Raw genomic sequence first — 25,792 nt, 5'->3', positions numbered from 1 at the left:
TCAAAGCAATCTCAATAGTCATGGCAGTGATCAATTAGTGCTGAAAAGAGCATCGGTAAAAGCCTGAAGTCTTACTATTAACCCGGAGATAGGATAGCGACACTCAAACTGGATAGCAGACACCTGTCCCACCAAGGCCACAATAGCCTGCCGGGTTTTTCGCTAAATACTGCTGATGATAATCCTCAGCATAATAAAATGGGGGTGCGGGAATAATTTCAGTAGTGATAGGTGCAGTCGAGACCTGCCCAAGGGCATGTTGATAGTGCTCTCGCGATGTCTCGGCCAAACGCTTCTGCTCGTCATTAAAGGTGTAGATACCAGATCGATACTGGGTACCAACATCATTACCCTGTCGCATAACTTCAGTAGGATTATGTGACTCCCAAAATGTCTTCAATAGTGTCTGGAAATCGACTTTTTCCGGATCGTAGATCACCAGCACAACTTCATTGTGTCCTGTCATCCCGCTACAGACCTCTTCGTAAGTGGGGTTGGGGGTCAGACCAGCAGCATAGCCTACGGCAGTCGAATAGACGCCAGCTAAACTCCAAAAACGGCGCTCAGCGCCCCAAAAACAGCCCATTCCAAACATTGCCTTCTGTAAACCTTCAGGAAAGGGGGCGGTAATGGTGTTTCCACTCACAAAATGTTTCGATTTAGGCTCTATAGGTGTGGCGCGACCAGGCAGTGCCTCCTCTTCAGAAGGCATTTTAGTTTTACGACCAAGTCCGAACATGAGATGTTCCTGTAAGAGTAATGCGGCTTGCCTGAAGCATCCGATATGTAAAAATCCCAAAATCAGAGAATGCCGGGATATGCATAGACTATAGCGCCATCCGCAGCGATACCAACCACACAAAGATTGCGATTAACCCGTAGTCAGGGGGTTATCTGGATTACTCTTATACTAATCAGAGGAGGAAGTAGGCAGCTCCCGCAGAGGCAGCGACCAGTGCCCCCAGTAGAATCCAGATCATCTTACCGCCCGACTCCGGCTGCTGTTCCACGCTCTGTTGCGCAAAATGCTGTTCCAGCATCTGCTCTACCGTCTCGGTGGCGACGGAGTTTGAAATCTCCTGGGAGACTTGTGTCGCGGTTTCATGAATATGAGCTTCAAGAGAGCCCTCGGTTATCACCCGAATGTGCTCAATCATATCGTTCTTTTCCGGAACCTGACTGAGAATACGCTCTTCCTGATCCTTGAGGCGGCTGTTGAAATCGTCTCTGAGTTCGCCAACCTGACTAAAAATCGTAGATTGAATCAACTCTTCAACATTGCGCTGATTAAGCTGCCTGACAAAGTCTTCCAGGTCGTGATTCACCTCTTCCACGATGCCCTTTTTAAGTGCGTCACTATCTATTTCCACAGGTTTATCGACATTGGCTGTCCGACTCACCAACTCTGAAACCATCGGTTCAAGCTTCTGCTCAAGATAGTCATGGATCATCGAACTGAGTCGTTGATCGAGAGACTCAGCGATAACTTTCTCGGCGAGATCCCGGGTAATCTGCTCTGCCGTTTGACGAGCCGCCTGCTCACCACTCTGTGCAGCAACTTCTTCGGCAATGCGCCGTACATCTGCTTCTGAAAGCCCTGCTACACCCTCAGTAGAGGCTGCAATCTCTGGAGAAACCTCAGATTGCTCATTTTCGAGTTCAGATTCGGCGGCTTTCGTTGCAGCAACTTCCTGCTGATGCGCATCGATCAAGTCGATGATCTCTCCCAGGCTCGCTTCTGTCGGGGGTTTCGCCAAAATGCCCAGTGCACCATGGTCGACGGCTGCACGTACATACTCATCACCCTCATTGGCGGTACACATGACGATCGGTGTGGTATCGAAACGGAGATCCTTCTTAATCTCAGTAATTGTTTCCAAACCATCAATGCCATCCATCAGGAAGTCGACGAATATGGCATCGGGTGTCAGCGACTTCAATCGCTCCAGGGCCTCTTCCCCCGATTCCGCCATTTCTACCTCATCGAAACCGCTTTTCTTCAACATACGGCTGAGTACAATGCGAGCAGATTTCGAATCATCTACAAGAAATGCTTGTTTTGACACGCTATTTATCCCTTATCGAAGGTTGGTATATTTGAAGCCGATATGCATTCCAGTGGAATATGAGCATAGATTATTGTTTGACTTTATCGGCTAACCACAAAGGAATCAAAAGTGAAGCCTTACCAAGCCTTAAACTCTACTCAACACTGAACTAATAATTAATCGAACTACGATAACCTATCCAGTTAAAATCCCAGTCAGAATCCTATCCCCGAGCAGTTCTAACCGCAACAAATCCTAATAGCGGCTCGCCTGTATCGGGTCAGCGTCTTATAATTGGCGACCGTTCACCATAAAACCTGAGTAGCTTGATGGCCAGCAAAACTCCGAAACACCCAATCCACCCTATTGAATCCCTCTTACGTCAGCGCATTCTGATTCTCGACGGGGCAATGGGTACCATGATACAGCGCCACAATCTGAGTGAAGCTGATTATCGGGGGGAGCGTTTTAAAAAATGGCCTTGTGATCTCAAGGGTAATAACGATCTATTAACACTCTCCCAGCCCGAAATCATCCGAGACATCCATCAGGAGTACCTGGAGGCGGGTGCTGACATCCTGGAAACCAACACCTTCGGGGCTAACAGTGTCTCGATGGCCGACTATGATATGTCCTCCCTCGCCTATGAGATGAGTGAGGCGGGAGCAAAGCTGGCACGTGAAGCAGCCGATAAATACGCCACTCCTGACAAACCCCGGTTTGTCGCCGGTGTGCTTGGCCCAACCAACCGCACGGCATCTATCTCGCCGGATGTAAATGATCCAGGCACAAGAAATATATACTTTGACGAACTTGTCACTGCCTATACCGAGGCGGCCAGAGGCCTGATTGCCGGTGGCAGTGATCTGTTGCTGATCGAAACCATTTTCGACACCCTGAATGCCAAGGCTGCAGCCTTTGCCTGTGAGAAGGTCTTCGAAGAGGACGGAATACGTCTCCCAGTGATGATTTCAGGAACCATCACCGACCAATCCGGACGCACCCTCTCAGGCCAGACAACCGAAGCCTTCTATAACAGTCTACGCCATATCCAGCCCATCTCTATCGGCCTCAATTGCGCCTTAGGCCCCGACATGTTGCGCCAATATGTGGAAGAGATGTCCAATATCTCCGAAACCTTTGTCTCCGCCCACCCAAATGCTGGTCTACCCAACGAGTTTGGTGAATATGACCTGGATGCGGCACATATGGCCGAATATCTCAGTGAGTGGGCAGATGCTGGCTTCGTCAACATTGTCGGCGGCTGTTGCGGCACCACCCCTCAGCACATTCAGGCGATTGCCAATGCCCTGAAGGAGAAACCCCCTCGCCAATGCCCAGAGCTTGAGAAGCAGTGTCGTCTCTCCGGCCTGGAGCCCCTCAATATCGGAGCTGACTCACTATTCGTCAACATCGGCGAACGCGCCAACGTTACCGGTTCAGCCAAGTTCAAGCGACTGATTCTGAATGAAGAGTATGATGAAGCACTCGATATCTGCCGGGAGCAGGTTGAAAACGGGGCTCAGGTGGTAGACATCAACATGGACGAAGCGATGCTGGATGGCGTCTCTGCCATGCAGCGTTTCCTGAATCTCTGCGCGGGAGAGCCTGAAATCGCGAAAGTACCGGTGATGATCGACTCTTCAAAGTGGGAGATCATCGAAGCGGGACTAAAGTGCGTACAGGGCAAAGCCATCGTTAACTCGATCTCCCTGAAAGAGGGTGAGGAGAAATTCCTCCATCAGGCCAGCCTTTGCCGCCGTTATGGTGCCGCAATTATTGTTATGGCCTTTGATGAGCAGGGCCAGGCAGATACTCTGAAGAGAAAAGTTGAGATCTGCACCCGTGCCTACAAATTACTCACCGAACAGATCGGATTCCCCGCTGAAGAGATTATCTTCGATCCCAACATTTTTGCCATCGCCACGGGTATCGAAGAGCACAACAACTATGGCGTCGATTTCATTCAGGCCACTCGACAGATCAAGCAATCCCTGCCCCATGCGATGATTTCCGGTGGCGTCTCTAACGTCTCATTCTCATTTCGTGGTAACAACCCAGTACGCGAAGCTATTCACGCGGTGTTTCTCTACCACGCCATCCGTGAAGGGATGGATATGGGTATTGTCAATGCCGGCCAACTGGCTGTCTATGACGAGCTACCTGAAGATTTACGCAGCGCGGTGGAAGCCGTCGTACTCAACCTTGATCCTCTGGCCGGTGATCGGCTGGTGGAGCTGGCACCCCGCTATCAGGGCGACAACAGCCAATCGACCGTCAAAGAGGATGCTGAATGGCGCTCCTGGCCAGTCAACAAACGTCTGCAACATGCTCTGGTGAAAGGGATCACCGAGTTTATAGAAGTGGATACAGAAGAAGCGCGGCAACATGTCACAAAGACCCTGGAGGTCATCGAAGGTCCTTTGATGGATGGCATGAACCAGGTGGGTGACCTGTTCGGTGCTGGCAAGATGTTCCTGCCTCAGGTTGTAAAATCTGCACGGGTGATGAAGAAGTCAGTGGCCTACCTTGAGCCCTACCTGGAAGCTGAAAAGGCGGGTTGCGCGGTGCAGGCCCAAGGCAAAATTTTAATGGCTACCGTTAAGGGGGATGTACACGATATTGGTAAGAATATCGTCGGTGTCGTACTTCAATGCAACAACTATGAGGTTATCGATATTGGCGTGATGGTTTCAGCCGATACCATTCTGCAGACAGCAAAAGAGAGAAATGTCGATTTGATCGGTCTTTCCGGCCTGATCACCCCCTCTCTGGATGAGATGGTACACGTTGCCAGGGAGATGCAGCGGCTGGGCATGAGCCAGCCCCTGATGATTGGAGGGGCAACCACCTCTATTGCCCACACAGCAGTAAAAATAGAGCCTCAATATGATCACCCGGTGGTTTATGTCCCAGACGCTTCCCGGGCTGTTTCAGTCGCATCCAATCTGCTCTCAGATGAGCATCGGGGCGCCTATGTCGATCAATTGCGTGAAGAGTACGAAACTGTACGGCAGCGTCGTGCGGCAGCCAATGAGACTAGAAACCTGATTCCCCTGACTCAGGCCAGAGAGAATCCAACACCTATAGACTGGCAGGCATTCACCCCCCATACCCCCAATATCTGCCGATCAGACTATCAGCCCCCGGCTGGCGCCAGAGTTCTTCCCCTGACTGACGAGGATAAGAGCGGGGATCATCCGGCGAGAATGGTACTTTTAGAGGATATCCCTATTGCAGAACTGACTGCCTATATCGATTGGACCTTCTTTTTTCATGCCTGGCAGCTGAAGGGCCGATATCCGCAAATCCTTCAGGATCCGGCAAAAGGGGTAGAGGCGGGCAAGCTGTTTAACGATGCCCAGCAGATGCTGAAACAGATTGTCGACGAAAAGTGGCTTCGAGCCTCTGCTCTGGTTGGGCTCTTCCCTGCCAATGCTGAAGCTGATGATATCAATATCTATGGGGATGAGAGTCGCTCTGCAATTTTGACCAGGCTGCACAATCTGAGGAAACAGGGTCGCCAGCCGAAGGGTAAATACAATGAGTGCCTGGCGGATTTCATCGCTCCGGAAACATCCAACCAAAAAGATTATCTGGGCGCCTTTGTCTCTACTGCCGGGATTGGTATCGATGCCAAGCTCGACGAATTCGAAAAAGAGCATGACGACTACCAGGCAATTATGCTCAAAGCCCTTGCAGACAGACTGGCGGAAGCACTGGCTGAATGGCTGCATGAACAGGTACGTAAGGATTTCTGGGGTTATGCTGCAGAGGAATCCCTCAACAATGATGAATTGATTGCTGAAGCCTACTCCGGTATCCGACCTGCGATGGGATATCCTGCCAGCCCTGACCATACTGAGAAAGATCTCCTCTGGTCACTGCTATCGGCGCAGGAGAACACCGGTATCTGGCTCACTGAAAGTAAAGCGATGGTGCCCACAGCGTCGGTCAGTGGCCTCTATTTCAGCCATCCACAGGCGAGATACTTTGCAGTAGGAAAAGTGAATCGGGATCAGGTCGAAGAGTATGCTGCCCGTAAAGGCATCTCTTTAGCTGAGATCGAGCGCTGGCTGGCGCCAAATTTAGCCTATACGCCTCAGAATTAGAAAATAGGCGGGAGTATCGTGATAAGGCTGATGGGCGGCAGTGGAAGCCTGCCCATGCTGGGCATCCACAAGGTACCCAATCAGGCTCATACTCACGCTTTGGGGGAGCCTACGCTGCATAACGGCCGATTGTAATACACCATTATGGTGTACAGCGCTTTGAACCAGAGCCAATGCCACCCTTGTGCTGAAACCATGGGGCTAGTGTGGTGCGTCATATAAACCATGTATTTAGAAAGCCGCTCAAGCCGTGAGTGCAAGGCGTGGCTAACCCCTTCCAGACTCGCTGAATGGTACAGAATCTATGACGAGGTACACTAGAAGTATCTGCTCTAATTCAAATCAACTTTGCCTTGCTTATCCAGTGGAATCTGAAACTCACCCAACAGAGGGGTATCACCTGATGCATCCAATGAGCCACCAAGTTCATAGCTTAGACCGGAACCACCAATAAATGCGCCATATAGACCTCTGCCCGCTTGCATCAAATCAAGTGAAAGGGGGATTTTAATCCGACCTTTTCCCCGCTGATCGATCTTCATCGATTGCGAAAGCACACCACCACCCACATCGATACCATTCAGTTTGAGTTGGTAGTCAAGTTTATCGAGTATTACCGCGAATCGGTTCGGATTTGCCACCTCCAACTCGACCATCAAGTCCGCCTTCTGCAGAGTCAGACGCTCTACATCCACATCACTGACCTTCACATCAGGTATTTTTGGAATAGGCATCCGCCCTTGATAGTTAACCGGCAGACGTATCCGTCCCAGTAGCGGAACATCCAAACCAAGCCCAAGGTCAATCTCATAGGGAACTTCATCCTGTTTGAGCAGTTGGCCATATTGCTGCAGTAACTGTTCAAACTCCATTCTGACCGGTAATTTAACCTGGCTGGGACCGTTCGCCGCCAAACTTACTCCCATCCCTTGTTCACCTTTAAGGAAGGAGTGATTCGATAGCTTCAGATCATAATCCAGGCGATCCAATGCAATTTTCACCGGATTAGGGTTATCGACCTGCAGATCAAAAATCAGATCGATGCCATCGATATCAAGTCCGGAGAGTTTAACGCCCTTCACCTCAGCGGTAGGCTGTTGTCCAGTGATGATCTGTTCAGCCTGCTCGAGGGTAGAACACCCCTGAAACATCAACAAGGACATTAAGGTGATGATATAGGGGAATTGCTTAACCATAGTCGTGTTCCGTCTTAAAAAAATGATCGCAGATATCTTGCATAGGTAATGGGTACTTCTATTGTTAAAGTTCTGAAGAGACCCTTTTGTAGGCCTATTACAATAAGACTCGCCTTCTGACTACAAACACAGCCAAGCCTAATAGTACCACTCCAAGATCCAAGGCACCTCCGCCACCGTGATAGTGACCGTCATCATCGCGGTAACTGTCTTCCAACGGTAGCAGAGCAAGGTCCTGATCATCATAGGGGCCATATTCACTCACCCACAGTTCATCATCAGCATCATAAAGCTCAATCAACACATCATAATATCCACTGGGATATCCATCCAGCAAACGGGTAACAACCTCATAGTCGTCATCTGTGCGATCTGTGTCGATCGGAAACGTCTCTGTGGTGTAGTAGTGGTTCCAGGGCCCACCCTCAAGACTGAGATAGAGCTTCGCATAGACCCATGCACGACCGCTGGAGACATCAGGATCGAAGGTCACGCTCAAACGATGGTAATAACCATCATCATCATCGTCTCGACTGATTACAGTCTGAGCATCGAAGATCGAAAAACCCAAGCCAGCATGCTGAGTTGTAATCAGTTGCCGGTTCAGGCTCTTAAGGCGATCACCTGTAACTGACATTGGCTCATGAATTTCAATCTCAGCCTGATCGAGCTTTTCTACCAGAGCCTTTGGCTCTGCAGCCACAAAACCCTCAACAGACTGACTCAAACGCTCAGTGGCAGTCTCGGCCAGAACACCCTCTCCCGTCACTAGTAAAACAGCGAATATCATTGCCTTTGTCATATTCATAACAGGCTCTCCACAAATGATTAGTGATCGCGATGACGTCTGCGACGATCATGATCGCGTCCATGCTTATGACGGTCACGATGACGATATCCATGGCTATCGCTGCGACGATAGTCACGATGGCGGTAACGATCGTATCGGTGGCTATGGTGGTGGCCATAATTGTGGATGTGACCATAGTGCAATCCGAGTAACACCCCACCCAGTAATCCATGCGGTACGTCGTGCGCCTGGGCTGCAGGTGCCAGCATCATCGAAGTGGATAGGATTGTCCCCAGTGTCAGTGCTTTTAATTTCGAACTCATTTGAAGCCTCCATTGGTTTGAGCTTGTAGTTAAGCTTAAGGAGGCTTGGCTGAACGAAAGCTGAATGGCCTGGAGATGTATAGGCCCCATATCCGATGCTGGTTATAGGAGAGATCGACTTCCCTCTAGATCTCCTCTACAGATAACGGAACAATAACCGTTGCATAACTGGGTCATGATAAGTGCGATGTGTAGGGTGCCGGCCCTGCCGCACCACTCTGCCTGTTCGTATTCATTCCCATGCTGGAGCGTGGGAACGAGGAAATAGATAGACTTCGATTTAAAATCAGAAAAGGTGCAGTTGGGCAATACCCTTCATTTTTTTATCTATTCCTCCGGAATCAAGCCATTGCGCTTCAGCACCTTGCTTATTTTTTTCCCTTGCCCCAACAAGCGGGAGAGGTCGGCAAATCCCGGCACTACACCATCTGCCAGCTTCATCTCCCACTCATCCAACTCTGTTTCAAGGTAGATGAGTAGTTTACTTGAACAACCATGACAGGAATCACCACACCGATCTTCACTATTCAGATCGAACGGCAGTGTCGCTCTGATCTGCTCAATCAGTTGGCGCATCGCAATTTGGGTATTGGGCTTTCTCTCAGTCACGAGCAGATCCACATTGATAACACTGGATATACTTATCAGATAAAAAGTATTACGACACTCAGGGCAACAAGAATGGCTCAGAACAAGCCCTATACAGCCTGCACTTGTTTTAGTTACACTTTTTACCCAGCTCCTGCCTGCGCTTATTACCTTTTTTCAGTTGCGCATGAACAACCTTCAACTCCGTTTTCAAGCGTTTATACTTGCTCGAGTTTTTCTCATTTTCCAGCTTACCTTGCAGGCGCTTCTGTTTCTTCTCAAGCTGGATCAGTAACTCATCGATTCGGTCACATTTTACCTTATCCGAAAGCTCTGCCTTTTTGAGCATTTTTTTCAGATTTTGAAGCAGACTTTCTATTTTCATAAGTCAAACCTTCAGAACGGGGTTATTTACATAAAAGCATCTTTACTATCTCAATATTGCTGAGATACGAAAAAAGTAACGTTACTCTTCCGCCACTTCTGCCTCCTCTGCTTCTTCTGCCTCTTCCGGAGAGAGCACTGTTTTCGCCATACGTTTTGCGAAATAGTAGATACGCTTCTGTTTTTCGATAATATCAACTTCAGTAGTGTATGCGGCAATCCTGTTTGGTTCTTCTGCAACCAACCGTGCCGCTTGATGCTGTGTCGCAGAACTGGCCAAAGCCGTAATCTCGTCCTTCATAGCCACAACCGCATGGGCGACCTCAGTATTGATCTGGGATACCGATTGAATGGCACCATCAACCGATCTTACAATCACCCGGTGAAACTCCTGTAATACAATTCTAGTCGGTTCACTGATAGAGAACCCAACCTTGATACGCTCATGCCCAAGGGCTACCAGATTCGTTTCTATGGTGTCACCTATATTTTCGAGGTCACCAACAGCCTCCATCAAACTCAGCAGTTCGTCCGTTTGATTGTCTGACAGGCTCTGTTTACTGATTCTGCCTAAATAGTCGAGGATCTGCTCATACAGGATATCCACCTCATCATCCAGTTGAGCCACAGCATCCAGTGACTCACGACTTCCGCTGATGATCGCCGGCATTATCCTGTTAAGCATGGCTTGCACCTTCTCCCCCATATGCAGTACTTCAAGGCGAACTCGATCCAAAGCCAATGAAGGTGTACTCAACAACTCTTCATCCAGATATTTTGCACTGACAGCGATTCCCTCCTCCTCAATCAGACGCTCAGGAATCAAGTATTCGACTACTCTGGCAAATTGGGATGTGAACCAGATAAATATCAGAGTATTGGCGATATTGAATAGTGTATGGGCGTTTGCAATCTGGCGAGGGGTCTCTGCCCCCAGACGTTCAATACCTGAGAGCTCTGGATGTGATGGAGAAAATGAGACCACGAACTCTGCCAGTTGAGGTATAAACATGATCCAAAGAACTACACCCAACACATTAAAAATTACATGCACCATTGCTGCACGTACTGCTTCCCTGGGCTTGCCAATTGAAGCAAGCATTGCTGTGACGCAGGTGCCGATATTCGCACCAAAAGCCAGTGCTATTCCTGCGGGCAGGGTTATAAACCCCTGACTGGCCATAACGATGACAATACCTGTCGTTGCTGAGGAGGATTGAATCAATCCGGTAAAAGCTGCTGCGACGAGAATCCCTATCATCGGACTCTCCATACTGATCATCAGATCCAAAAAGGGCTGGTAGGTCCTGAGCGGCTTCATAGCGTCACTCATGACACTCATACCGAAAAACACAAGCCCCAAACCCATGATCATGCCGCCATACTGTTTGATGCGATCTTGCTTGGAGATAAACAACATGCTGAATCCGACACCAATCATCAGCAAGGCCGCTTTGGTCACCTTGAAAGCGACAATCTGGGCGGTAATCGTGGTGCCAATGTTGGCCCCCATGATGACCCCAATCGATTGAGAGAAGGTCATTAATCCTGCGGTAATGAATCCAACCACAAGCACGGTTGTCACAGATGAGGATTGAATTATCGCAGTAACAAAGGCACCTGTTGCAGCCCCCATAACCTTATTGCTGGTCAACTTTGCGAGAATGCCCTTCATTCGCTCGCCAGCAACTGCCTTTAGAGCATCGGCCATCTGCTCCATGCCAAATAGAAAGAGGGCAAGCCCACCAAACAGCTTCATGCCCATAACACCCCATTCGATGTTCTGTTCGGCAGCTGAAGCCGCAAATACCGGGAGTGCAAAAAAAGCCATCACACCACATAGAAAGAGCAGTAATAATCGCTTTGGATTCAAATCGTTAAATTGCCAGATCATTTTAGAAAACATAGTTACATCTCATTCAACAACAGGCCGATACAACTATTAAAATCAAGCTGTAGGAGTGTTGTATCCCTGGCGAAGCCATATTCTTAAAAATAGAGTGGTTTACAACATACGCTTTTGACAACCCAGGCTTAAGCCAGGGTTGTCAAAAGCGATCTATTGATTAACCAATTTTAGACCAGCGCTTAAATAAGCCAAATCTATCTGAATTCTTCGATCCGATTCAGGTGCATGATTTTCGCTTGATACTCAGGTAAGACGCTCGATTCTAACTTTGACCACTGAGCGTTCATCTGCTTCGATAACAGTGATACGGTGCCCCTGCTCCTCAACGCAATCCCCCTCAACAGGGATATGACGAATCCGACTCACCACCAAACCTCCAATGGTCAAAGCCTCTTCTACTGAAAACTGTACATGAAGAATATCGTTAATCTCCGAGATGGGTGTACGGCCACTGAGCAGGTGCGAGTTTTCACTCTCATGCTCAATATAGAGACGCCGCTTCGGATGGTACTCATCGAAATCATAGCCAACATCAATTTCACCAACCACCTCTTCGAAGACATCTTCCATGGTCAAAATACCTACCGCTGAACCAAACTCATCCACTACAACCGCCATGTGATCCTCGCGGGCCTGCAACATCGGCAAGGCACGGTCGATGGTCTGTCGTGGCGACAGGTAGAGCACAGGACTGATGAAATCGGAGATCGGACGACTGTCCAGATCAGGTTGCATCAGATCCCAGGTATCCAAAGTCAGGATACCCTTCACATTGGTAATATTTCCGCGATAGACAGGCAGGCGATTGTAACCATGCTTCATCACCAATCGCACCGCCTCTTTCATGTGGCGAACTTCATTAAAACCGACCACATCCGGCAAGGGAATCATCGCCTCGCCTACTGTGGTGTCAGCGAAACGGATAATCCTTCTGATACGCTTACGATCAATGGTCTGAGGATCAGAGGCAGATTCAGATACATCCAGAAGCACCCGCAGCTCTTCACGGGTGATGAACATATTCTGCGGTACGCTGCCGCCGCCAACTATCCGCGTCACCAGCCTGGCTATGCGACTAAAAATGAAGATCACCGGGTAGAAGACAAATGAGAAAAAACGCAGTACGTAAATCAACCGGCTGACAAGGCTGTCAGCCTCTTGCTGAAATACACTCTTTGGCACCACCTCACCGAAAATCAGCAGCACTGGAGTTAAAAGAAGAACTGAAATCAGATCACCTGCCGGACCAAACAGATCGATGCAGACCAGAGCTCCCAGGGTTGAGATGATGACAGTTGCGAGATTGGTTCCAACCAGGGTTGTACCGAGGATCACATCCGGGGTCTTGAACAGCTTCAACACAAGTGCTGCACCACGATTGCCCAATTTCGCAAGATGTCTGAGCTTCAATTTATCCGAATTGACCATGGCGATCTCTGATCCAGAGAAAAACCCCTTCAGCAGAAGGAAGATTACGATGATCAATAACTCAACGCTCCAGCTCATCTTTCACCTCCTTAGCTTCAATCTTTCGCTCTGTCTCATCCGCCACTGGCTCTGAGTCCTCATCCAGAGAATCGTCGTGAAGATCCAGATCCGAATCTTCGCTGTCGTTTAGGCTCTCCTCTCCATTGGTTTCAAGCTGCGCCTCATCTTCATTGACTTCTTCCAACTCCTCCTTGCTCGAGGCCTCCCTGTCAGAGACGATTTTGCGTACCTGAACCTTACTGATACGTAATCCTGTCACCTCCCTGGTGATAAATTCATAACCTTCATAACGTACCTTGTCACCCTCTTTGGGCAATCGATCGAAAAGTCTGAATGCCACCCCACCAATGGTACTCATGACAGGGTCTTCAATATCGAAATTGGTCAGGTTATAAAAATCACTCAGGCGCATATCTCCGGGAACGATATAGCTGTTTTCATCCTCTTCCTGATAGTATTCAAGCCCAACCATCTTGCCGCTGATTTCACCAAAGATGAAGGTCAGTACATCCTTCATGGTGACGATACCAAGCACCTCACCATACTCCCCGAGCACAATCGCTACACGGGTATTGTGTGCCTGGAAATAGTCGAACATCTCATCAACCTTTTTGGTTGGTGGTACAAAATGGGCCGGCTTGATGATCATCTCCAGAGTGACCTGCTCCAAATCTCCACCACCCTGGATCAATCGCAGAATATCCTCAGAATGGATGAAGCCGATGACGTTGTCCCAGTGACCCTGATAGAGAGGAATGCGGGGGTGCTGATACTCACGGAATTTTTCAATCAACTCCTGTACCGGCAGATCAGCATCGAGAAACCTGATACGAGGACCAGGCGTCATGATTCGTGATATATCTGTCTCTGATGCTTCGATCACATTGTCGATCAATACCCGCTCTGTGGCTTCAATGACACCACTCTCCTCACTCTCTTCAAGGATTGTGCGCAGTTCATCTGCCTGGAGGATATTTTCACGACTGATTGCCTCACCAACCACAAGAGTTGTGATTCGGTCTGCCACCTGACGTACCACTTCCCTGAGCGGGGTTATCAATACTATCCAGCGAGGCAGGATTCTGGCAGTCAGGCGAGTGGCAAATTTAACCGGGAAGCTGACAGCGATGGTCTTGGGGGTAACCTCACCAATCAACAGCAGTAGCGGTACCATGATCAGGATATTGACCCAGCCTACATCCTGCTCAGAAACAAACAATAAGAGGATTGCCGCCATATTTGCAGCTGATGCGATATTCACCAGTTCGTTGCCGCAGAGGATCGATATGATCAATCGCCTGGGTTCATCGAGCATGGCATGGATATTTTCCGAGTGTTTGTCCCGGCTATGTCTGAGCTTTTGAAGGTCGATCCTGCTGAGCGAGAACAGGGCTGTCTCAGATCCGGAAAAAACGGCAGAGAACCCAAGCAGAACCACCTGCAAGCAAATCCGCAGTATCAGTTCCCAGTCCGCTCCCCCAAGCCCCAGGGAGTCGTATAGTGTTCTCAACTCTTCCATCAAAAAACCTGAATCTGTTAAACGCAGTTGTGGTAAGAACAAGAAGTACTGAGATAACAAAATAGAGTGATATCAGCACTAAACCCAGTGTAGAGCCACATACAGGATCCAAACTGATAAAACCCTGTCGCCCCAGCCCTGTAGTGATTGGAACGATAAACGGGCAGCCTTACAGTTCTTATCGTTCATTTGGAGCGAAACTCCACACAATACCTGAATCGGGATTTTGCTCAGTTGCAGTAGAACCTGTTTGGGTTGTGACAACAGGCCAAATAGAGACTTCTACTGACAAGCATTAGATAACAAAAATTCCCCCAGAGAACAGACAGACCCAGGATTTCTAAAAAAATCTGCCTGTGTTGTGCGGATCCCTCAAATGACACTCACTTGTATTAGGCTCAACTATTTCTAGAACTAGATCGCCGGTTTCCACCAGAGGAACAAGCTGAACTAATAAAGAGACAACCTACTATAAACTAGCAAGTGTTCTGGAAAACACAACTTAAACTATAATTATTACATACTTTAAGCTATATGAAGACCATCCTTGTAAAAAGACAACGCGATATAGCCGACACCCGGCATCCTAGAGGTAGACGTCATGTCCACAGAGAAATTAATATCTAAAATATTTCGTCTGCTTGATCGCGACCATAAGAAGCTTAAACCTGAACGAATTGCAGAACTGTTGAAAAAGATGAAAAAACAGGAACGAGCTGCCAAAAAAGAGTTACCCAAGGAAAAAGACAAGCGCAAACGAAAGCGCCTCTCTACCAAGATCAAGATTCTTCATACTCAGCGAAAGAAGGCACTGCGTCGCTACATGCAACTCATGAAAAAGTGTTGAACTGCCTCTAGCAATTAAGGGCACCCTTGGCTAAACAGAACGTCGGTTCCTGGCTTGTTCTGCGGCCACTTACCATCCAGGTCCATTCAATTCTTATATACAGCAGCAGCCAGGCGAAACCGTGTTTCGATCTCTTTGCGCAATTCAGCAGGGGATACCACTTCGACATCTGCGCCATAACGCATCAAGTCCATAATCAGTTCCTCTGGATTGGCGTAGGGCAAGCTGAGTTCGTATCGACCATCCTCAAGCCATTGACTCTTTTGTTGTGGATGCCACTGCTCATTCGCTACCCAACGTGCCCTTTGTTTACTGAACCGCAATACCGCTTGATGCTTTGCAGGCCCTGAAAAGATGCCATAGGCCTCTGAGAAGTGCGCCTCGAGTTGGCTCTCATCCACCTCAATTGACTGCTGCTGAGACTCATTTACCTCACTCATGGCATCCAAGGCAAAGGTACGTAAACCATCACGCAAATGACACCAGGCATCGAGATACCAGTTATCCCTATAGAGTGTCATGCGCTGGGGAGAGACTTGCCGCTGAGTAAAATCGTCTGTGCCACGATTGTAATATTTAAAGTCGACACGATGCCCGGCAGACAATGCAGAGGCAAAAAGCGTTAAATGCGGGCCGGCGGGACGTGCAGCCGCTTTTAACAGGCGAATATGGCGGGATAGGGGTTCAGCCTGTCCAGGCTGGCGACTCAATAGCTGGTCAATTTTACGCCGCAGGGGCTGAAGGTGGTTATCGAGCAGACCGGGCTGAATATCTGCAAGCAGTTGTTGAACTGTCAGTAGCGCCTGCAGCTCAGAGGCATTGAACCAGAGGCCAGGCAGCTGATACATCTCGCTTTCAGCGGCATCGTATCGATAGCCATTTTGTTTTCGATCGTAGACGATCGGTGCATTCAAATAGAGCCGCATCTCTTCAATAAGACGCTTCACAGTAGCCCTGGAACACTCCAGTTCCTGCTCTAACCGCTGACGGGAGACCGGATAGCGGGCTGCCTGGAAAATCCTATTGAGTTCAAAGATTCGGTCGAACCGATCCATTCAGATTATCAGTTTGATTCCAGGTTTTGATTTTTACTCTGAGGTTCATCCAGTGACCAGAGCCGCTCCAGATGGTAAAAATCGCGTACCTTTGGCAACATGACATGCACCACTACGCCATTCAGATCCACCAACGCCCACTCACCATCCGCCACCCCTTCTGTTCCCAGTGGCATTTCACCTGACTGCTTTGCCTTGAACTCGACACTCTGTGCAATCGATTTCACGTGACGATCCGAGGTTCCACTGGCGATGATCATGATGTCGGTTATGCTGGTTTTTCCACGTACATCCAGTACCACAACATCCTTTGCTTTCATATCGTCAAGGATTTCCAGAACGATGTCTCTAAGTGCTTCTGTCTGCATTGAGTCCCATATCGGTTGCTTTGTCTAATGACCGGTTGATAACAGCTATCATAACCCATTGAGGGGAATAATTTTCTATGATCTTCACAGGAATAGCCTGGAAATAGGCTGAAAACGCCGATTTCCACACCATTTCAACTCAACATACCCCAGCTCTCAATCAATTTTCATACAGGCCTTGCGCTAAAATCAGCTCAATAACCGCTTCAGGCATAAGGTACCGGGGCAGCTTGCCCTGACTCAGCATAGTGCGGATATTCGTGGCCGATATATCAAGCTGGGTCACTGTCTGTAACAGGATCACCCCGGAGGAGCGCCGATTAACCATTGATTTATCATGGACTTGGGCTTTTTTCAGAAGGCTCTGAGAGGCTAAGGACAACTGATCTTCACCTGGCCTTTTCATCACAATCAGGTGAGCCAATTGTAGAATTTCATCTGGCCGATGCCAGTTGGAAAAACCATTAAACGCATCCATACCCATCAACAAACAGAGGGTCTGATGCGGAAAAGCCTCCCGTAAATCCAGGAGTGTATCTACTGTATAGGATGGCCCCGCTCGCTTTAATTCTCGATCATCAGCAACAAAACCTTGCTGCCCGGCGATCGCGGCTTCAACCATCTGCAGTCTCAATCCAGGCGAGGCCTGGGGAGGATTACGGTGAACCGGGCCATGCAGGGGAATAAATCGAATCTGCTCCAGATCTATTGCCTGCATCACATCAAGTGCAGTGCGCAGATGCCCATAGTGTATGGGGTCGAAGGTACCACCAAAGATGCCTATCATCTGCTTCAGCTTCGGATATGTCCGTCACCCAGAACAATATATTTCACCGACGTCAGCCCCTCCAACCCGACTGGCCCGCGGGCATGGAACTTGTCGGTTGAGATGCCGATTTCAGCGCCTAAGCCATATTCAAATCCATCGGCGAACCGTGTTGATGCATTCACCATGACAGAGCTGGAATCGACTTCTGTGAGAAATCGTCTGGCTCGGGTGTAGTTCTCCGTGATTATCGCATCGGTATGTTGAGAGCTGTGTGTATTGATATGTTCAATCGCCTGATCCAGACCATCAACCACCTTGATCGATAGTATCGGCGCCAGATATTCCGTATCCCAATCCTCTTCGGTTGCTGCTATGCAGCTCTTGATCAGATTGCAACTCTTGGAACAACCACGAAGCTCTACACCCTTTTCTGCCAGAGATGGGGCGAGTTTAGATAGAATATCCTCAGCCACTCCCTCGGCCACCAGCAGGGTCTCCATGGTGTTACAGGTACCATATCGATGTGTTTTCGAATTCATCGCGACATCGTAGGCTTTTGTGAGATCAGCCTGATCGTCAACGTAGACATGGCAGATACCGTCCAGATGCTTGATTACAGGCACCCGGGCATCCCGGCTGATACGTTCGATCAATCCTTTTCCGCCCCGGGGAATAATGACATCCACATATTCCGGCATGGCAATCATCTCCCCTACCGCTGCACGATCAGTCGTCGCTACGACCTGTACCACCGCTTCCGGCAACCCTGTCTTGCGTAGTGCACTATTGATGCATTTGGCAATCGCCTGGTTAGAGTAATAGGCTTCTGAACCGCCTCTCAGCAGCGCAGCATTTCCAGACTTGAGGCAGAGTGCAGCCGCATCGGCAGTCACATTCGGACGTGACTCGTAGATGATTCCGACGACCCCCAGAGGGACTCTCATCCGCCCAACCTGGATACCGCTGGGCAGGTATTTCATATCAAATATCTCACCAACCGGATCGGACAACGCTGCGATCTGACGGACACCTTCGATCATGCTGTCGATTCGTGCTGTAGTCAGCTCCAAGCGATCCAAGAGGGCGCTGTCGAGCCCTTTTTCCCTGCCATTGAGCAGATCCTTTTCATTCTCAACCATTAAGCCATCTCTGGCTCTATCGAGTTCAGCAGCTATTTCCTCAAGCGCACTGTTCTTTTTGGCTGTTGGTATTCCGGCCAGAGTGCGTGAGGCAAGACGAGCCTGCTGACCCAGTCCAGCCATATAGCTGGCAACGTCGGAGATATTATTGTCTAGCATTGTTTTTTTAACTCATTTTCTACTGAATTGCTTTGATTACTTTAACCTAAAAAGATCAGTTGGGCAGCGTGAAGTATGCGCTTGTGGTGGTGCAGGGCAAGGGTCACTCTTGCACATCCCTGTGCCGCGACACTTGTGCCTCCCTGCACGGCGCGCAACGAAGCCATGCGCCGCCACAATCGTGCAATTCATGCTTTAGCATGATTCACCCAAATGGTGACCATGTGAATTGTAGCTATTTTCTTCAAAATCTAGTACCTGCTATTAGAATGGAGCGGTCAACTGATTTTTTAGGTTTTAACAAAAAATCGATGTGAAATGCCGTTGATCTGCTCATTGTGAATCCAGAAAAGAGATATACCTCGTATCTTACACGGGAATAAATATCACGACCGATAACCAAAACATTTAAAGTTCGGCCCATTTCTACCGATCTTAGTAGTAAGCAACCAGCCGATGAAATAACGGTCCTGAAACAATGAACAAAGTCACACTATGTGCAGTAATGCTAATTGGATATGCCGGACAACTCTGGGCAGAGCAGTTTGTGTTCGATATTCCTATGCACTCAAAAGGCGCTAACACCTTCTATATCTCAGGAAAAATCGGCAGCATGGCGGCATCCGAGTTTATGGTCGATACCGGCTCGAGCTATATGACCATTAATGAATCGACACTGGCTGAATTGAGAACGGTGGGTAACCCACGCTATCTTCGAGATCTGAGGGGGGTACTGGCTAACGGAGCAGAAATGCAGGTACCTGTATACACCGTGTCCGATGTGCTTATTGGAGAAAAATGCCTATTGGAAGAGGTTGAAGTAGCTGTATTTCCTGGTAAAACACGGCAGATTCTCGGTTTGAGCGCACTGTTGAAGACAGCTCCGTTCACTTTTTCCGCCGAGCCTCCCCAACTTCAATTGAGCAATTGCAATCTGACTGAAATGGCTACCAGTGACCAACCAACACAGTTGGCCGCTGGTATTTCAACCCCTAACTAGGGGTGCCAATTTCAAGCTATATTATTTACCTTCAGGCATAGCGCTGGCTTCAAATGCGCTGAACTCAGCCGCATCAACACTGCCATCCTGATTAGCATCAGCAGCTTCCCAGCCTTTGTATAGGGCTTCATTTGCAGTCGCTTCTTCTGAAGAGATTGTTCCATCAGCGTTAGCATCCAATGCTGTGAAGACATCCTCACCGGCTACTGCAGTGGTGATAAATCCAGCTGTAACCAATGCCATTGCGGCCATTTTCATGGTTTTAGTTTTCATCATGTTCTCCTTAACGAATTATATTTAGTTTGGCCAAAGGTCCGTATCAACAACGTGGATCCTCTGGTGACCCAAATATGACACCGCATGGGCTCTTATTGCGGTGACAGGAATCACAGTTCCACAATTTTAATTCCCTAACAGGGTTCAGGTAAATTGTGGATTTCGGGTCAATTTATTAGTCATCAAATCCCTGTGACAATCCAGCGACCAGAACTATCTGGTCACCGGCATTCCACCATCAACTCAATATGAGTTGTTCAATTACTGAGCCTGAGGTGCAGACTCGAATGCACTGAATTCAGCAGCATCTACCTGACCGTCAGCATTGGCATCTACCTTAGCCCATTCCTTGTAGAGTCCTTCATCAGCTGTGGACTCTTCGGCTGAGATATAACCATCAGCATTAGCGTCAAGTTTGGTGAATGCGCCCTCTTCTGCAGCATTAACCGCTGCAAAAAAACCTGCCGCAGCCAAACCTACAATAATCTTTTTCATAGTCATAGTTTTCATCATCGATCTCCTTTTAATGATATTTTCTCAAATCAAAGCCCTCTTGATTGAGGCCTCTGTACGGGATGAGACAACGACGACGAAAAAAATTGGGTGACAGAAGTCACAAATGAAAAGGAACAGCTTTCCCAGGCATTAAGTTCTTAACAAAGGTTGTGCAGCTCATCACAAGCATGCAATACCAGAAACGCCTTGAGCCAGGTTTTTCAATACAAGCCAGGGATCAGTTCTGCGAATACCTTTGATCGCCTGATCAGCTTCTGAACACTTAATGAGTAGGTTCTGCCAATACGGAGAACGGCCATTGGAAAGCGCCTTTTTCACAATTGGTTTACGTTTTTCCCAAACTCTGAAGGCTGCCATAACCTGAGCTGTGTTTTGCCCTTGCTCTAATTCACAGGCCATTTCTGCCAGCATACGAATCTCACGACTGAATGCCCATAATACAACTGGCGCTGCCACCCCCTCCGCCTTGAGTGCAGAAAGCATACGAAGTCCTTTGGCTGCCTCTCCAACCATTAAGGTATCAAGAAAACCAAACACATCGAAACGGGCGCTATCGGCAACTGAGCGGGCCAGTTGCTCTTGAGTGATGATCCCTTCACCCTGCAGCAGTAAGAGCTTTTCAATCTCCTGACTGGCCGCAAGCAGATTACCTTCAACCCGATCTGCCAACATCTCAACCACACCTGTTTCAGGTACCAGACCGGCCTTGCGCAGACGTTGCTCTATCCAGGGAATCAGGCGTCCCCCTTCTACCGGCCAGACCTGGATAACCACCCCCAGTTGTTCAACGGCTTGCAGCCACTTACTTTTCATCTGCACCTTTTCCAGCTTCGGAAGGGTGACCAAAAGCACCGTATCCTCTGCTGGACGTTGGCAATATGCAGTCAACGCCTTGCCCCCTTCAGCACCCAGCTTGGCACTGCTCAGACGTAACTCCAAAATGCGACGATCCCCAAACAGAGAGAGACTTTCAGCGGCCACATTGAGTGCTGACCAATCGAAACCACTACCCTGATCCAATACCTCCCGTTCGGTATACCCCTGATCCCGGGCCGCCGATCGAATCTCATCTGTGGCCTCCATCATTTGCAGAGGCTCGTCCCCGCTGAGCAGATAGACAGGCGCCAAATTGCGTTTCAATTGTGCAGTGAGTTGATCGTTGCGAAGTCTCATGAGCAGTTGTCGGCAAGTAATCGTGCCATTTCATCCTCAGTGTCGATGGCTGCAGGTAAGAGTTCAAAACATCCTACTTGAAGGTTAACCACTATCTTAACCCGGCTTCCAGCCGCCGAATGATCTGCGCCGATAAATCCCGACGCATATCGCTCTTCATTAATCTTGTTTCATTTCTTTGGCCAAGTTCGTCGCTACCACTGAAACTGAGCTGCCTGACCAGCTGCAACTGCTCTTCATGGGGCTTGTTACCGACGCCGGGAGAGGTGAGCCGGACTTTGGCTTGAAGACGCAGTTCATTATCCAGGGCCTTGCCATTGGCATCTACAGAGAGAACCCGGCTTGAGAACTTCTCCTGAAGCACCTGAAAGGCGTATTTTGCCGAGGCTTTATCTGCTGCCAGAATCACTCCTCCGGCCAGCAGATCACTCTGCAATACGCCTGCAAGCGTCTGCTGCTCATTACCGCCGACTATGTAGAGGCCGTTCAGTGCTGCGGACGGTTGCGCGTAGCCCTTCAGGTGAAATCCACAACCATTCAGCAAAACAAGCAAAACAGCCCCGACTATGCAGCTGCTGACCCTACCTCGCATAATGAGCTTATTTAGCAACAACATTGACCAGTTTATTTGGCACCACAATCACTTTTCTGACTGTGCTGTCGCCAATGAATCGCTTCACATTCTCATTCTCGAGGGCGATCTTTTCAACGGCCGATTTATCTGCATCTGCAGCTACCTGTATGGTGGCACGCACCTTACCATTGACCTGCACTACATATGGCAGACTCTCCTGCTTCAGTGCCTGCTCATCGGGTTGTGGCCACTCACTCTCAAGTATCTCTTCACCAAAACCCAGTGCTCCCCATAGATGGTGGGTGACGTGGGGTGCTATCGGCGCCAACAGCCTCAATACCAGGGAGAGCCCCTCTTTGACAATTGCCAGGTCTGCGCTTGAATCTCCCAGTTTATAGAGAATGTTGGTCATTCCCATGCAGGCTGAAACCACATTATTGAAACGCTGCCTCTGATAGTCATAGAGCGCCTTTTTCAACAGCTCATGCAGCTCTCTTCGTGCCTCTTTCTGGCTATCGTCATAATCGATATCCGCAGCTACAGGTTGGGAGAGTTGATCCTGACTGGTCTCTGCCAGCGCCCACAGACGCTTTATAAAACGATAAGCCCCTTCCACACCATCATCACTCCACTCCAGGGATTGATCCGGGGGAGAGGTGAACATGGTATAGAGCCTGACCGTATCTGAGCCGTAGCGGTCGATGAGCGTCTGGGGATCGACACCGTTGTTCTTCGACTTCGACATCTTTTCAATGCCACCAATCTCCACAGACCCGGCATCCTCCTTGAGTGTGGCACTCAGAGGGCGTCCCTTATCATCACAACTGACATCAACCTCAGTCGGGTTGTACCAGTGCTTACTCCCATCTGACTGGTCACGATAGTAGGTATCGGCCACAACCATGCCTTGTGTCAGCAGACGTGTAAAAGGCTCATCACTCTTTACCAGGCCCGCATCACGCATCAGTTTGTGGTAGAAACGGGCATACAGAAGATGCAAAACGGCATGCTCTATACCTCCGACATACTGATCCACAGGCAACCAGTAGTCAGCACGCTGATCCAGCATCTTGTCAGCACCAGGACTGGTGTAGCGGGCATAGTACCAACTCGACTCCATAAAGGTGTCGAAGGTATCGGTCTCCCGCTGGGCATCTCCACCGCATTCAGGGCAACTGCAGGCAGAGAACTCGGGATTGTCCTTGATCGGATTGATGGTGTTTTCGTCGTAGACGATATCTTCGGGTAATCGTACCGGCAGGTCTTTCAGAGGCACTGGCACAATACCGCAGTGATCACAATGAATCATCGGGATCGGCGCGCCCCAGTATCGCTGACGGGAAACACCCCAATCCCGCAGACGATAATTTTTACTCTTACCCCCTTTACCCCTGGCCTGCAGCCACTCAGAGATAGTCTCAAAGGCATCCTCGGAAGTCTGACCACTGAACGGCCCGGAATCCATTAAAACACCCTTTTCGGTATAGGCCTCGGCTTGAATATCCAGACTTGAGCCATCCTTTGGCTGAATGACCTGTTTGATCTGGATACCATATTTTCGAGCAAAGGCGTGATCCCGTTCATCATGTCCAGGTACTGCCATCACGGCACCGGTACCATAGGTCATCAATACGAAATTGGCTGCATAGACAGGCACAAGCTCGCCACTTACTGGATGGACCGCATTGATACCAAGCAGCATGCCCTTTTTCTCGATTGTCTCCAGTTCTGCTTCGGAAGTGCCACCCTGGCGGCACTCTTCGATAAATTCGGCCAGTGCCGGATTCTGTTCTGCAGCGCGCAACGCCAGAGGATGCTCAGCCGCTACCGCCACATAGGTGACACCCATCAGGGTATCCGGGCGGGTGGTATAGATCGTCAAAAGATCATCACCTCCCTCGATGCCGAAATCCATCTGTACGCCAAAGGAGCGACCTATCCAGTTACGCTGCATGGTTCGTACCTGGTCGGGCCAATCCTCAAGCCGGTCAATCTCCTCCAGCAGCTCATCGGCATATTCGGTGATCTTGATGAACCACTGAGGGATTTCGCGACGCTCTACCAAAGCGCCTGAACGCCAACCCCGACCATCGATCACCTGTTCGTTGGCCAGAACCGTCTGATCAACCGGATCCCAATTGACTACCGCATGCTTTCTATACACCAGCCCTTTTTTGTAGAGCTCGGTGAATAGCCACTGCTCCCATTTGTAGTATTCAGGCTGACAGGTCGCCAGTTCACGTTGCCAGTCATAGCCGAAGCCGAGCCGTTTCAGCTGCTGCTTCATGTAGTCTATATTTTCGTATGTCCATCCAGCAGGGGCTACCCGGTTTTTCAGTGCGGCATTCTCTGCGGGAAGACCAAATGCATCCCACCCCATGGGTTGCAGGACATTTTTTCCCAACATACGCTGATAGCGAGCGATGACATCACCGATGGTGTAGTTGCGCACATGCCCCATATGGAGCTTGCCGCTGGGATAGGGGAACATGGAGAGACAATAGAATTTCTCCTTCTCCGGATCCTCGGTGACTTCGAAGGTTTTGCTGTTTACCCAGTATGACTGGACCTCAGCCTCCAGGGTGGCTGGATCGTATTGATTCTGCATGGTCAGGCCCGAATTAAGATTGAAAACTACAATCGCGGAAGGATACCCCAGCCAGCTTCGGACAGAAAGAGCTCTAGTGTGGTGCTCGGTAAATTCGTTGCTAAATGATTATTGCATGGCTGCGAGGTTGACCTGTTCCTCTTGCGGATACATGAAGCTGGTAACCATTTCGATCGCCTCGATCCATGCCGCATGAACCTGACTGTCATACTCATCATCGTAGGACTTCACCGTGCTCATCAGCGCATCTGTCCACATATCCAGATGTCGGCGCTCAACCTTAAGACGGGTATGAATGCGGCCGAGCATCTCCATATAGAGCACCACGCCAGGCTTCCCCGCCACTACATCGTCCACCATTTGCAGCGTCTCTTTAAGTTTATGTATCAGTTGAGCCATATTGCGATTATGAAAAATCTTCGCCATTTCGTCCGACTGAGCAATGAAATACTCATAAAAGCTCTCGTAAAAACCCTCTTTCTGGCTTACCCGTCTGAGACTTTGCTGAAAGCGTTTTAAATTATCTTGTGAAATGGTGGACATACTACTCGCCTGTGACCTGTTCACTCTTAACGGCACAAATGGCTAGAACTTTTCCCATTATGTCCGTGAATTCATAAAAGAATGTAACTTTTGCCATACAGGTCACCAAATTTAACAATGATTCATTAAGCCGGGAGAGAGAAAACGCCGGCATAAAAATCAGCCATTCAGGCGTAAATTAAGCGGGCCTCATCATTGTTTAATACCCTGGCGCCCCCAATTCAACGAATTGGCCTCTACCAACAATCTCTTGGCAATTCTTTATGACAAGAAATTTTATCGTGCAGCAACAAAGCCTTAGCTGACAAAAGCATCTGACTTCAGCTACCCTGCCCCAAACATCAACTGACTCATGCATTCGTATCAACAAGTGTTACTATTAGCACTGAGATTAAGAATATCGTTAAA

At 49.1% G+C, this 25,792-nt stretch carries 23 protein-coding genes; 3 read left to right on the top strand and 20 right to left on the bottom strand.

Going from position 1 to position 25,792, the window contains the following annotated elements; all coding sequences use genetic code 11:
• Positions 1–103: 103 nt before the first annotated feature.
• On the bottom strand, positions 104–739 hold the full coding sequence (msrA, locus tag AC4IFB_RS15485; RefSeq protein WP_490780634.1) for a peptide-methionine (S)-S-oxide reductase MsrA: 636 nt from the start codon (positions 737–739) through the stop codon (positions 104–106).
• Positions 740–914: 175 nt separating this feature from the next.
• A complete protein-coding gene (locus AC4IFB_RS15480; RefSeq protein WP_490775963.1) occupies positions 915–2,066 on the bottom strand; it encodes a response regulator in 1,152 nt (383 codons plus the stop codon).
• Positions 2,067–2,377: 311 nt separating this feature from the next.
• Between AC4IFB_RS15480 and metH the strand changes: the two genes are divergently transcribed.
• Entirely contained in the window at positions 2,378–6,160 is a 3,783-nt protein-coding gene (gene metH / locus AC4IFB_RS15475; protein ID WP_490780633.1) for a methionine synthase, read from the top strand.
• 332 nt (positions 6,161–6,492) lie between these two features.
• Here metH and AC4IFB_RS15470 read toward each other — a convergent pair whose 3' ends face one another.
• From AC4IFB_RS15470 to AC4IFB_RS15435, 8 genes are all read right to left on the bottom strand, one after another.
• A complete protein-coding gene (locus AC4IFB_RS15470; RefSeq protein WP_490780632.1) occupies positions 6,493–7,356 on the bottom strand; it encodes an LEA/WHy family protein in 864 nt (287 codons plus the stop codon).
• A gap of 97 nt (positions 7,357–7,453) precedes the next feature.
• Positions 7,454–8,164 (bottom strand): choice-of-anchor H family protein, encoded by a 711-nt coding sequence (locus AC4IFB_RS15465; protein ID WP_490780631.1) that lies wholly within the window; start codon positions 8,162–8,164, stop codon positions 7,454–7,456.
• Positions 8,165–8,184: 20 nt separating this feature from the next.
• Positions 8,185–8,469, bottom strand: coding sequence for a hypothetical protein (locus AC4IFB_RS15460; protein WP_490780630.1), 285 nt, complete (start codon positions 8,467–8,469; stop codon positions 8,185–8,187).
• Positions 8,470–8,796: 327 nt separating this feature from the next.
• Positions 8,797–9,078: a hypothetical protein gene (locus AC4IFB_RS15455; RefSeq protein ID WP_490780629.1), complete on the bottom strand. Its 282-nt coding sequence runs from the start codon at positions 9,076–9,078 to the stop codon at positions 8,797–8,799.
• 109 nt (positions 9,079–9,187) lie between these two features.
• Positions 9,188–9,442, bottom strand: a complete 255-nt coding sequence (locus tag AC4IFB_RS15450) for a hypothetical protein (protein ID WP_490780628.1) — start codon at positions 9,440–9,442, stop codon at positions 9,188–9,190.
• An 81-nt stretch (positions 9,443–9,523) separates the two neighbouring features.
• The gene (locus AC4IFB_RS15445) at positions 9,524–11,335 is read right to left on the bottom strand and encodes a Na/Pi cotransporter family protein (protein WP_490780627.1); all 1,812 of its coding nucleotides are present in this window, start codon (positions 11,333–11,335) and stop codon (positions 9,524–9,526) included.
• A gap of 258 nt (positions 11,336–11,593) precedes the next feature.
• Positions 11,594–12,856, bottom strand: coding sequence for a hemolysin family protein (locus tag AC4IFB_RS15440; protein ID WP_490780626.1), 1,263 nt, complete (start codon positions 12,854–12,856; stop codon positions 11,594–11,596).
• Entirely contained in the window at positions 12,840–14,357 is a 1,518-nt protein-coding gene (locus AC4IFB_RS15435) for a hemolysin family protein (protein WP_490780625.1), read from the bottom strand. The genes AC4IFB_RS15440 and AC4IFB_RS15435 overlap by 17 nt, the downstream gene beginning before the upstream one ends.
• A 601-nt stretch (positions 14,358–14,958) precedes the next feature.
• Here AC4IFB_RS15435 and AC4IFB_RS15430 point away from each other — a divergent pair.
• Positions 14,959–15,204 (top strand): hypothetical protein, encoded by a 246-nt coding sequence (locus tag AC4IFB_RS15430; RefSeq protein ID WP_490780624.1) that lies wholly within the window; start codon positions 14,959–14,961, stop codon positions 15,202–15,204.
• An 86-nt stretch (positions 15,205–15,290) separates the two neighbouring features.
• Here the strand turns inward: AC4IFB_RS15430 and AC4IFB_RS15425 are convergent, their stop codons facing one another.
• The 4 genes from AC4IFB_RS15425 to AC4IFB_RS15410 all read right to left on the bottom strand — a co-directional run bounded on the left by AC4IFB_RS15425 (position 15,291) and on the right by AC4IFB_RS15410 (position 18,694).
• Complete coding sequence (locus AC4IFB_RS15425; RefSeq protein WP_490780623.1) at positions 15,291–16,259, bottom strand: helix-turn-helix transcriptional regulator; 969 nt, start codon at positions 16,257–16,259, stop codon at positions 15,291–15,293.
• Between the two features lie 8 nt (positions 16,260–16,267).
• Entirely contained in the window at positions 16,268–16,627 is a 360-nt protein-coding gene (gene rsfS / locus AC4IFB_RS15420; RefSeq protein WP_490775975.1) for a ribosome silencing factor, read from the bottom strand.
• A gap of 160 nt (positions 16,628–16,787) precedes the next feature.
• The gene (gene nadD / locus AC4IFB_RS15415) at positions 16,788–17,414 is read right to left on the bottom strand and encodes a nicotinate-nucleotide adenylyltransferase (protein ID WP_490780622.1); all 627 of its coding nucleotides are present in this window, start codon (positions 17,412–17,414) and stop codon (positions 16,788–16,790) included.
• Between the two features lie 5 nt (positions 17,415–17,419).
• On the bottom strand, positions 17,420–18,694 hold the full coding sequence (locus tag AC4IFB_RS15410; RefSeq protein WP_490780621.1) for a glutamate-5-semialdehyde dehydrogenase: 1,275 nt from the start codon (positions 18,692–18,694) through the stop codon (positions 17,420–17,422).
• Between the two features lie 478 nt (positions 18,695–19,172).
• Here AC4IFB_RS15410 and AC4IFB_RS15405 point away from each other — a divergent pair, with 478 nt between their 5' ends.
• The gene (locus tag AC4IFB_RS15405) at positions 19,173–19,694 is read left to right on the top strand and encodes a retroviral-like aspartic protease family protein (RefSeq protein WP_490780620.1); all 522 of its coding nucleotides are present in this window, start codon (positions 19,173–19,175) and stop codon (positions 19,692–19,694) included.
• A 21-nt stretch (positions 19,695–19,715) separates the two neighbouring features.
• Here AC4IFB_RS15405 and AC4IFB_RS15400 read toward each other — a convergent pair whose 3' ends face one another.
• From AC4IFB_RS15400 to AC4IFB_RS15375, 6 genes are all read right to left on the bottom strand, one after another.
• A complete protein-coding gene (locus AC4IFB_RS15400) occupies positions 19,716–19,970 on the bottom strand; it encodes a hypothetical protein (protein WP_490780619.1) in 255 nt (84 codons plus the stop codon).
• Positions 19,971–20,231: 261 nt separating this feature from the next.
• Positions 20,232–20,480, bottom strand: coding sequence for an EF-hand domain-containing protein (locus AC4IFB_RS15395; RefSeq protein ID WP_490780618.1), 249 nt, complete (start codon positions 20,478–20,480; stop codon positions 20,232–20,234).
• A 165-nt stretch (positions 20,481–20,645) separates the two neighbouring features.
• Positions 20,646–21,659: a DNA polymerase III subunit delta gene (gene holA, locus AC4IFB_RS15390; RefSeq protein WP_490780617.1), complete on the bottom strand. Its 1,014-nt coding sequence runs from the start codon at positions 21,657–21,659 to the stop codon at positions 20,646–20,648.
• Between the two features lie 91 nt (positions 21,660–21,750).
• Positions 21,751–22,269: an LPS-assembly lipoprotein LptE gene (locus AC4IFB_RS15385; protein WP_490775982.1), complete on the bottom strand. Its 519-nt coding sequence runs from the start codon at positions 22,267–22,269 to the stop codon at positions 21,751–21,753.
• On the bottom strand, positions 22,259–24,841 hold the full coding sequence (leuS, locus tag AC4IFB_RS15380; protein ID WP_490780616.1) for a leucine--tRNA ligase: 2,583 nt from the start codon (positions 24,839–24,841) through the stop codon (positions 22,259–22,261). Before leuS ends, AC4IFB_RS15385 begins: the two co-directional genes overlap by 11 nt.
• Before the next feature lie 108 nt (positions 24,842–24,949).
• Positions 24,950–25,384, bottom strand: coding sequence for a globin (locus tag AC4IFB_RS15375; protein WP_490775984.1), 435 nt, complete (start codon positions 25,382–25,384; stop codon positions 24,950–24,952).
• Positions 25,385–25,792: the final 408 nt, after the last annotated feature.

The sequence above is a fragment of the Candidatus Thiodiazotropha sp. AKIB8 genome (assembly GCF_058244675.1).
The sequence above is the reverse complement of the archived record's forward strand: the minus strand, read 5'-3'. Positions and strand labels throughout refer to the sequence as shown.

Excerpts from the sequence above, each read along its gene's own strand:
- msrA (WP_490780634.1), bottom strand. The coding sequence starts at position 739 with ATGTTCGGACTTGGTCGTAAAACTAAAATGCCTTCTGAAGAGGAGGCA.
- metH (WP_490780633.1), top strand. The coding sequence starts at position 2,378 with ATGGCCAGCAAAACTCCGAAACACCCAATCCACCCTATTGAATCCCTC.
- AC4IFB_RS15470 (WP_490780632.1), bottom strand. The coding sequence starts at position 7,356 with ATGGTTAAGCAATTCCCCTATATCATCACCTTAATGTCCTTGTTGATG.
- AC4IFB_RS15465 (WP_490780631.1), bottom strand. The coding sequence starts at position 8,164 with ATGAATATGACAAAGGCAATGATATTCGCTGTTTTACTAGTGACGGGA.
- AC4IFB_RS15460 (WP_490780630.1), bottom strand. The coding sequence starts at position 8,469 with ATGAGTTCGAAATTAAAAGCACTGACACTGGGGACAATCCTATCCACT.
- AC4IFB_RS15450 (WP_490780628.1), bottom strand. The coding sequence starts at position 9,442 with ATGAAAATAGAAAGTCTGCTTCAAAATCTGAAAAAAATGCTCAAAAAG.
- AC4IFB_RS15445 (WP_490780627.1), bottom strand. The coding sequence starts at position 11,335 with ATGATCTGGCAATTTAACGATTTGAATCCAAAGCGATTATTACTGCTC.
- AC4IFB_RS15440 (WP_490780626.1), bottom strand. The coding sequence starts at position 12,856 with ATGAGCTGGAGCGTTGAGTTATTGATCATCGTAATCTTCCTTCTGCTG.
- AC4IFB_RS15435 (WP_490780625.1), bottom strand. The coding sequence starts at position 14,357 with ATGGAAGAGTTGAGAACACTATACGACTCCCTGGGGCTTGGGGGAGCG.
- AC4IFB_RS15430 (WP_490780624.1), top strand. The coding sequence starts at position 14,959 with ATGTCCACAGAGAAATTAATATCTAAAATATTTCGTCTGCTTGATCGC.
- AC4IFB_RS15425 (WP_490780623.1), bottom strand. The coding sequence starts at position 16,259 with ATGGATCGGTTCGACCGAATCTTTGAACTCAATAGGATTTTCCAGGCA.
- rsfS (WP_490775975.1), bottom strand. The coding sequence starts at position 16,627 with ATGCAGACAGAAGCACTTAGAGACATCGTTCTGGAAATCCTTGACGAT.
- nadD (WP_490780622.1), bottom strand. The coding sequence starts at position 17,414 with ATGATAGGCATCTTTGGTGGTACCTTCGACCCCATACACTATGGGCAT.
- AC4IFB_RS15410 (WP_490780621.1), bottom strand. The coding sequence starts at position 18,694 with ATGCTAGACAATAATATCTCCGACGTTGCCAGCTATATGGCTGGACTG.
- AC4IFB_RS15405 (WP_490780620.1), top strand. The coding sequence starts at position 19,173 with ATGAACAAAGTCACACTATGTGCAGTAATGCTAATTGGATATGCCGGA.
- AC4IFB_RS15400 (WP_490780619.1), bottom strand. The coding sequence starts at position 19,970 with ATGATGAAAACTAAAACCATGAAAATGGCCGCAATGGCATTGGTTACA.
- AC4IFB_RS15395 (WP_490780618.1), bottom strand. The coding sequence starts at position 20,480 with ATGAAAACTATGACTATGAAAAAGATTATTGTAGGTTTGGCTGCGGCA.
- holA (WP_490780617.1), bottom strand. The coding sequence starts at position 21,659 with ATGAGACTTCGCAACGATCAACTCACTGCACAATTGAAACGCAATTTG.
- leuS (WP_490780616.1), bottom strand. The coding sequence starts at position 24,841 with ATGCAGAATCAATACGATCCAGCCACCCTGGAGGCTGAGGTCCAGTCA.
- AC4IFB_RS15375 (WP_490775984.1), bottom strand. The coding sequence starts at position 25,384 with ATGTCCACCATTTCACAAGATAATTTAAAACGCTTTCAGCAAAGTCTC.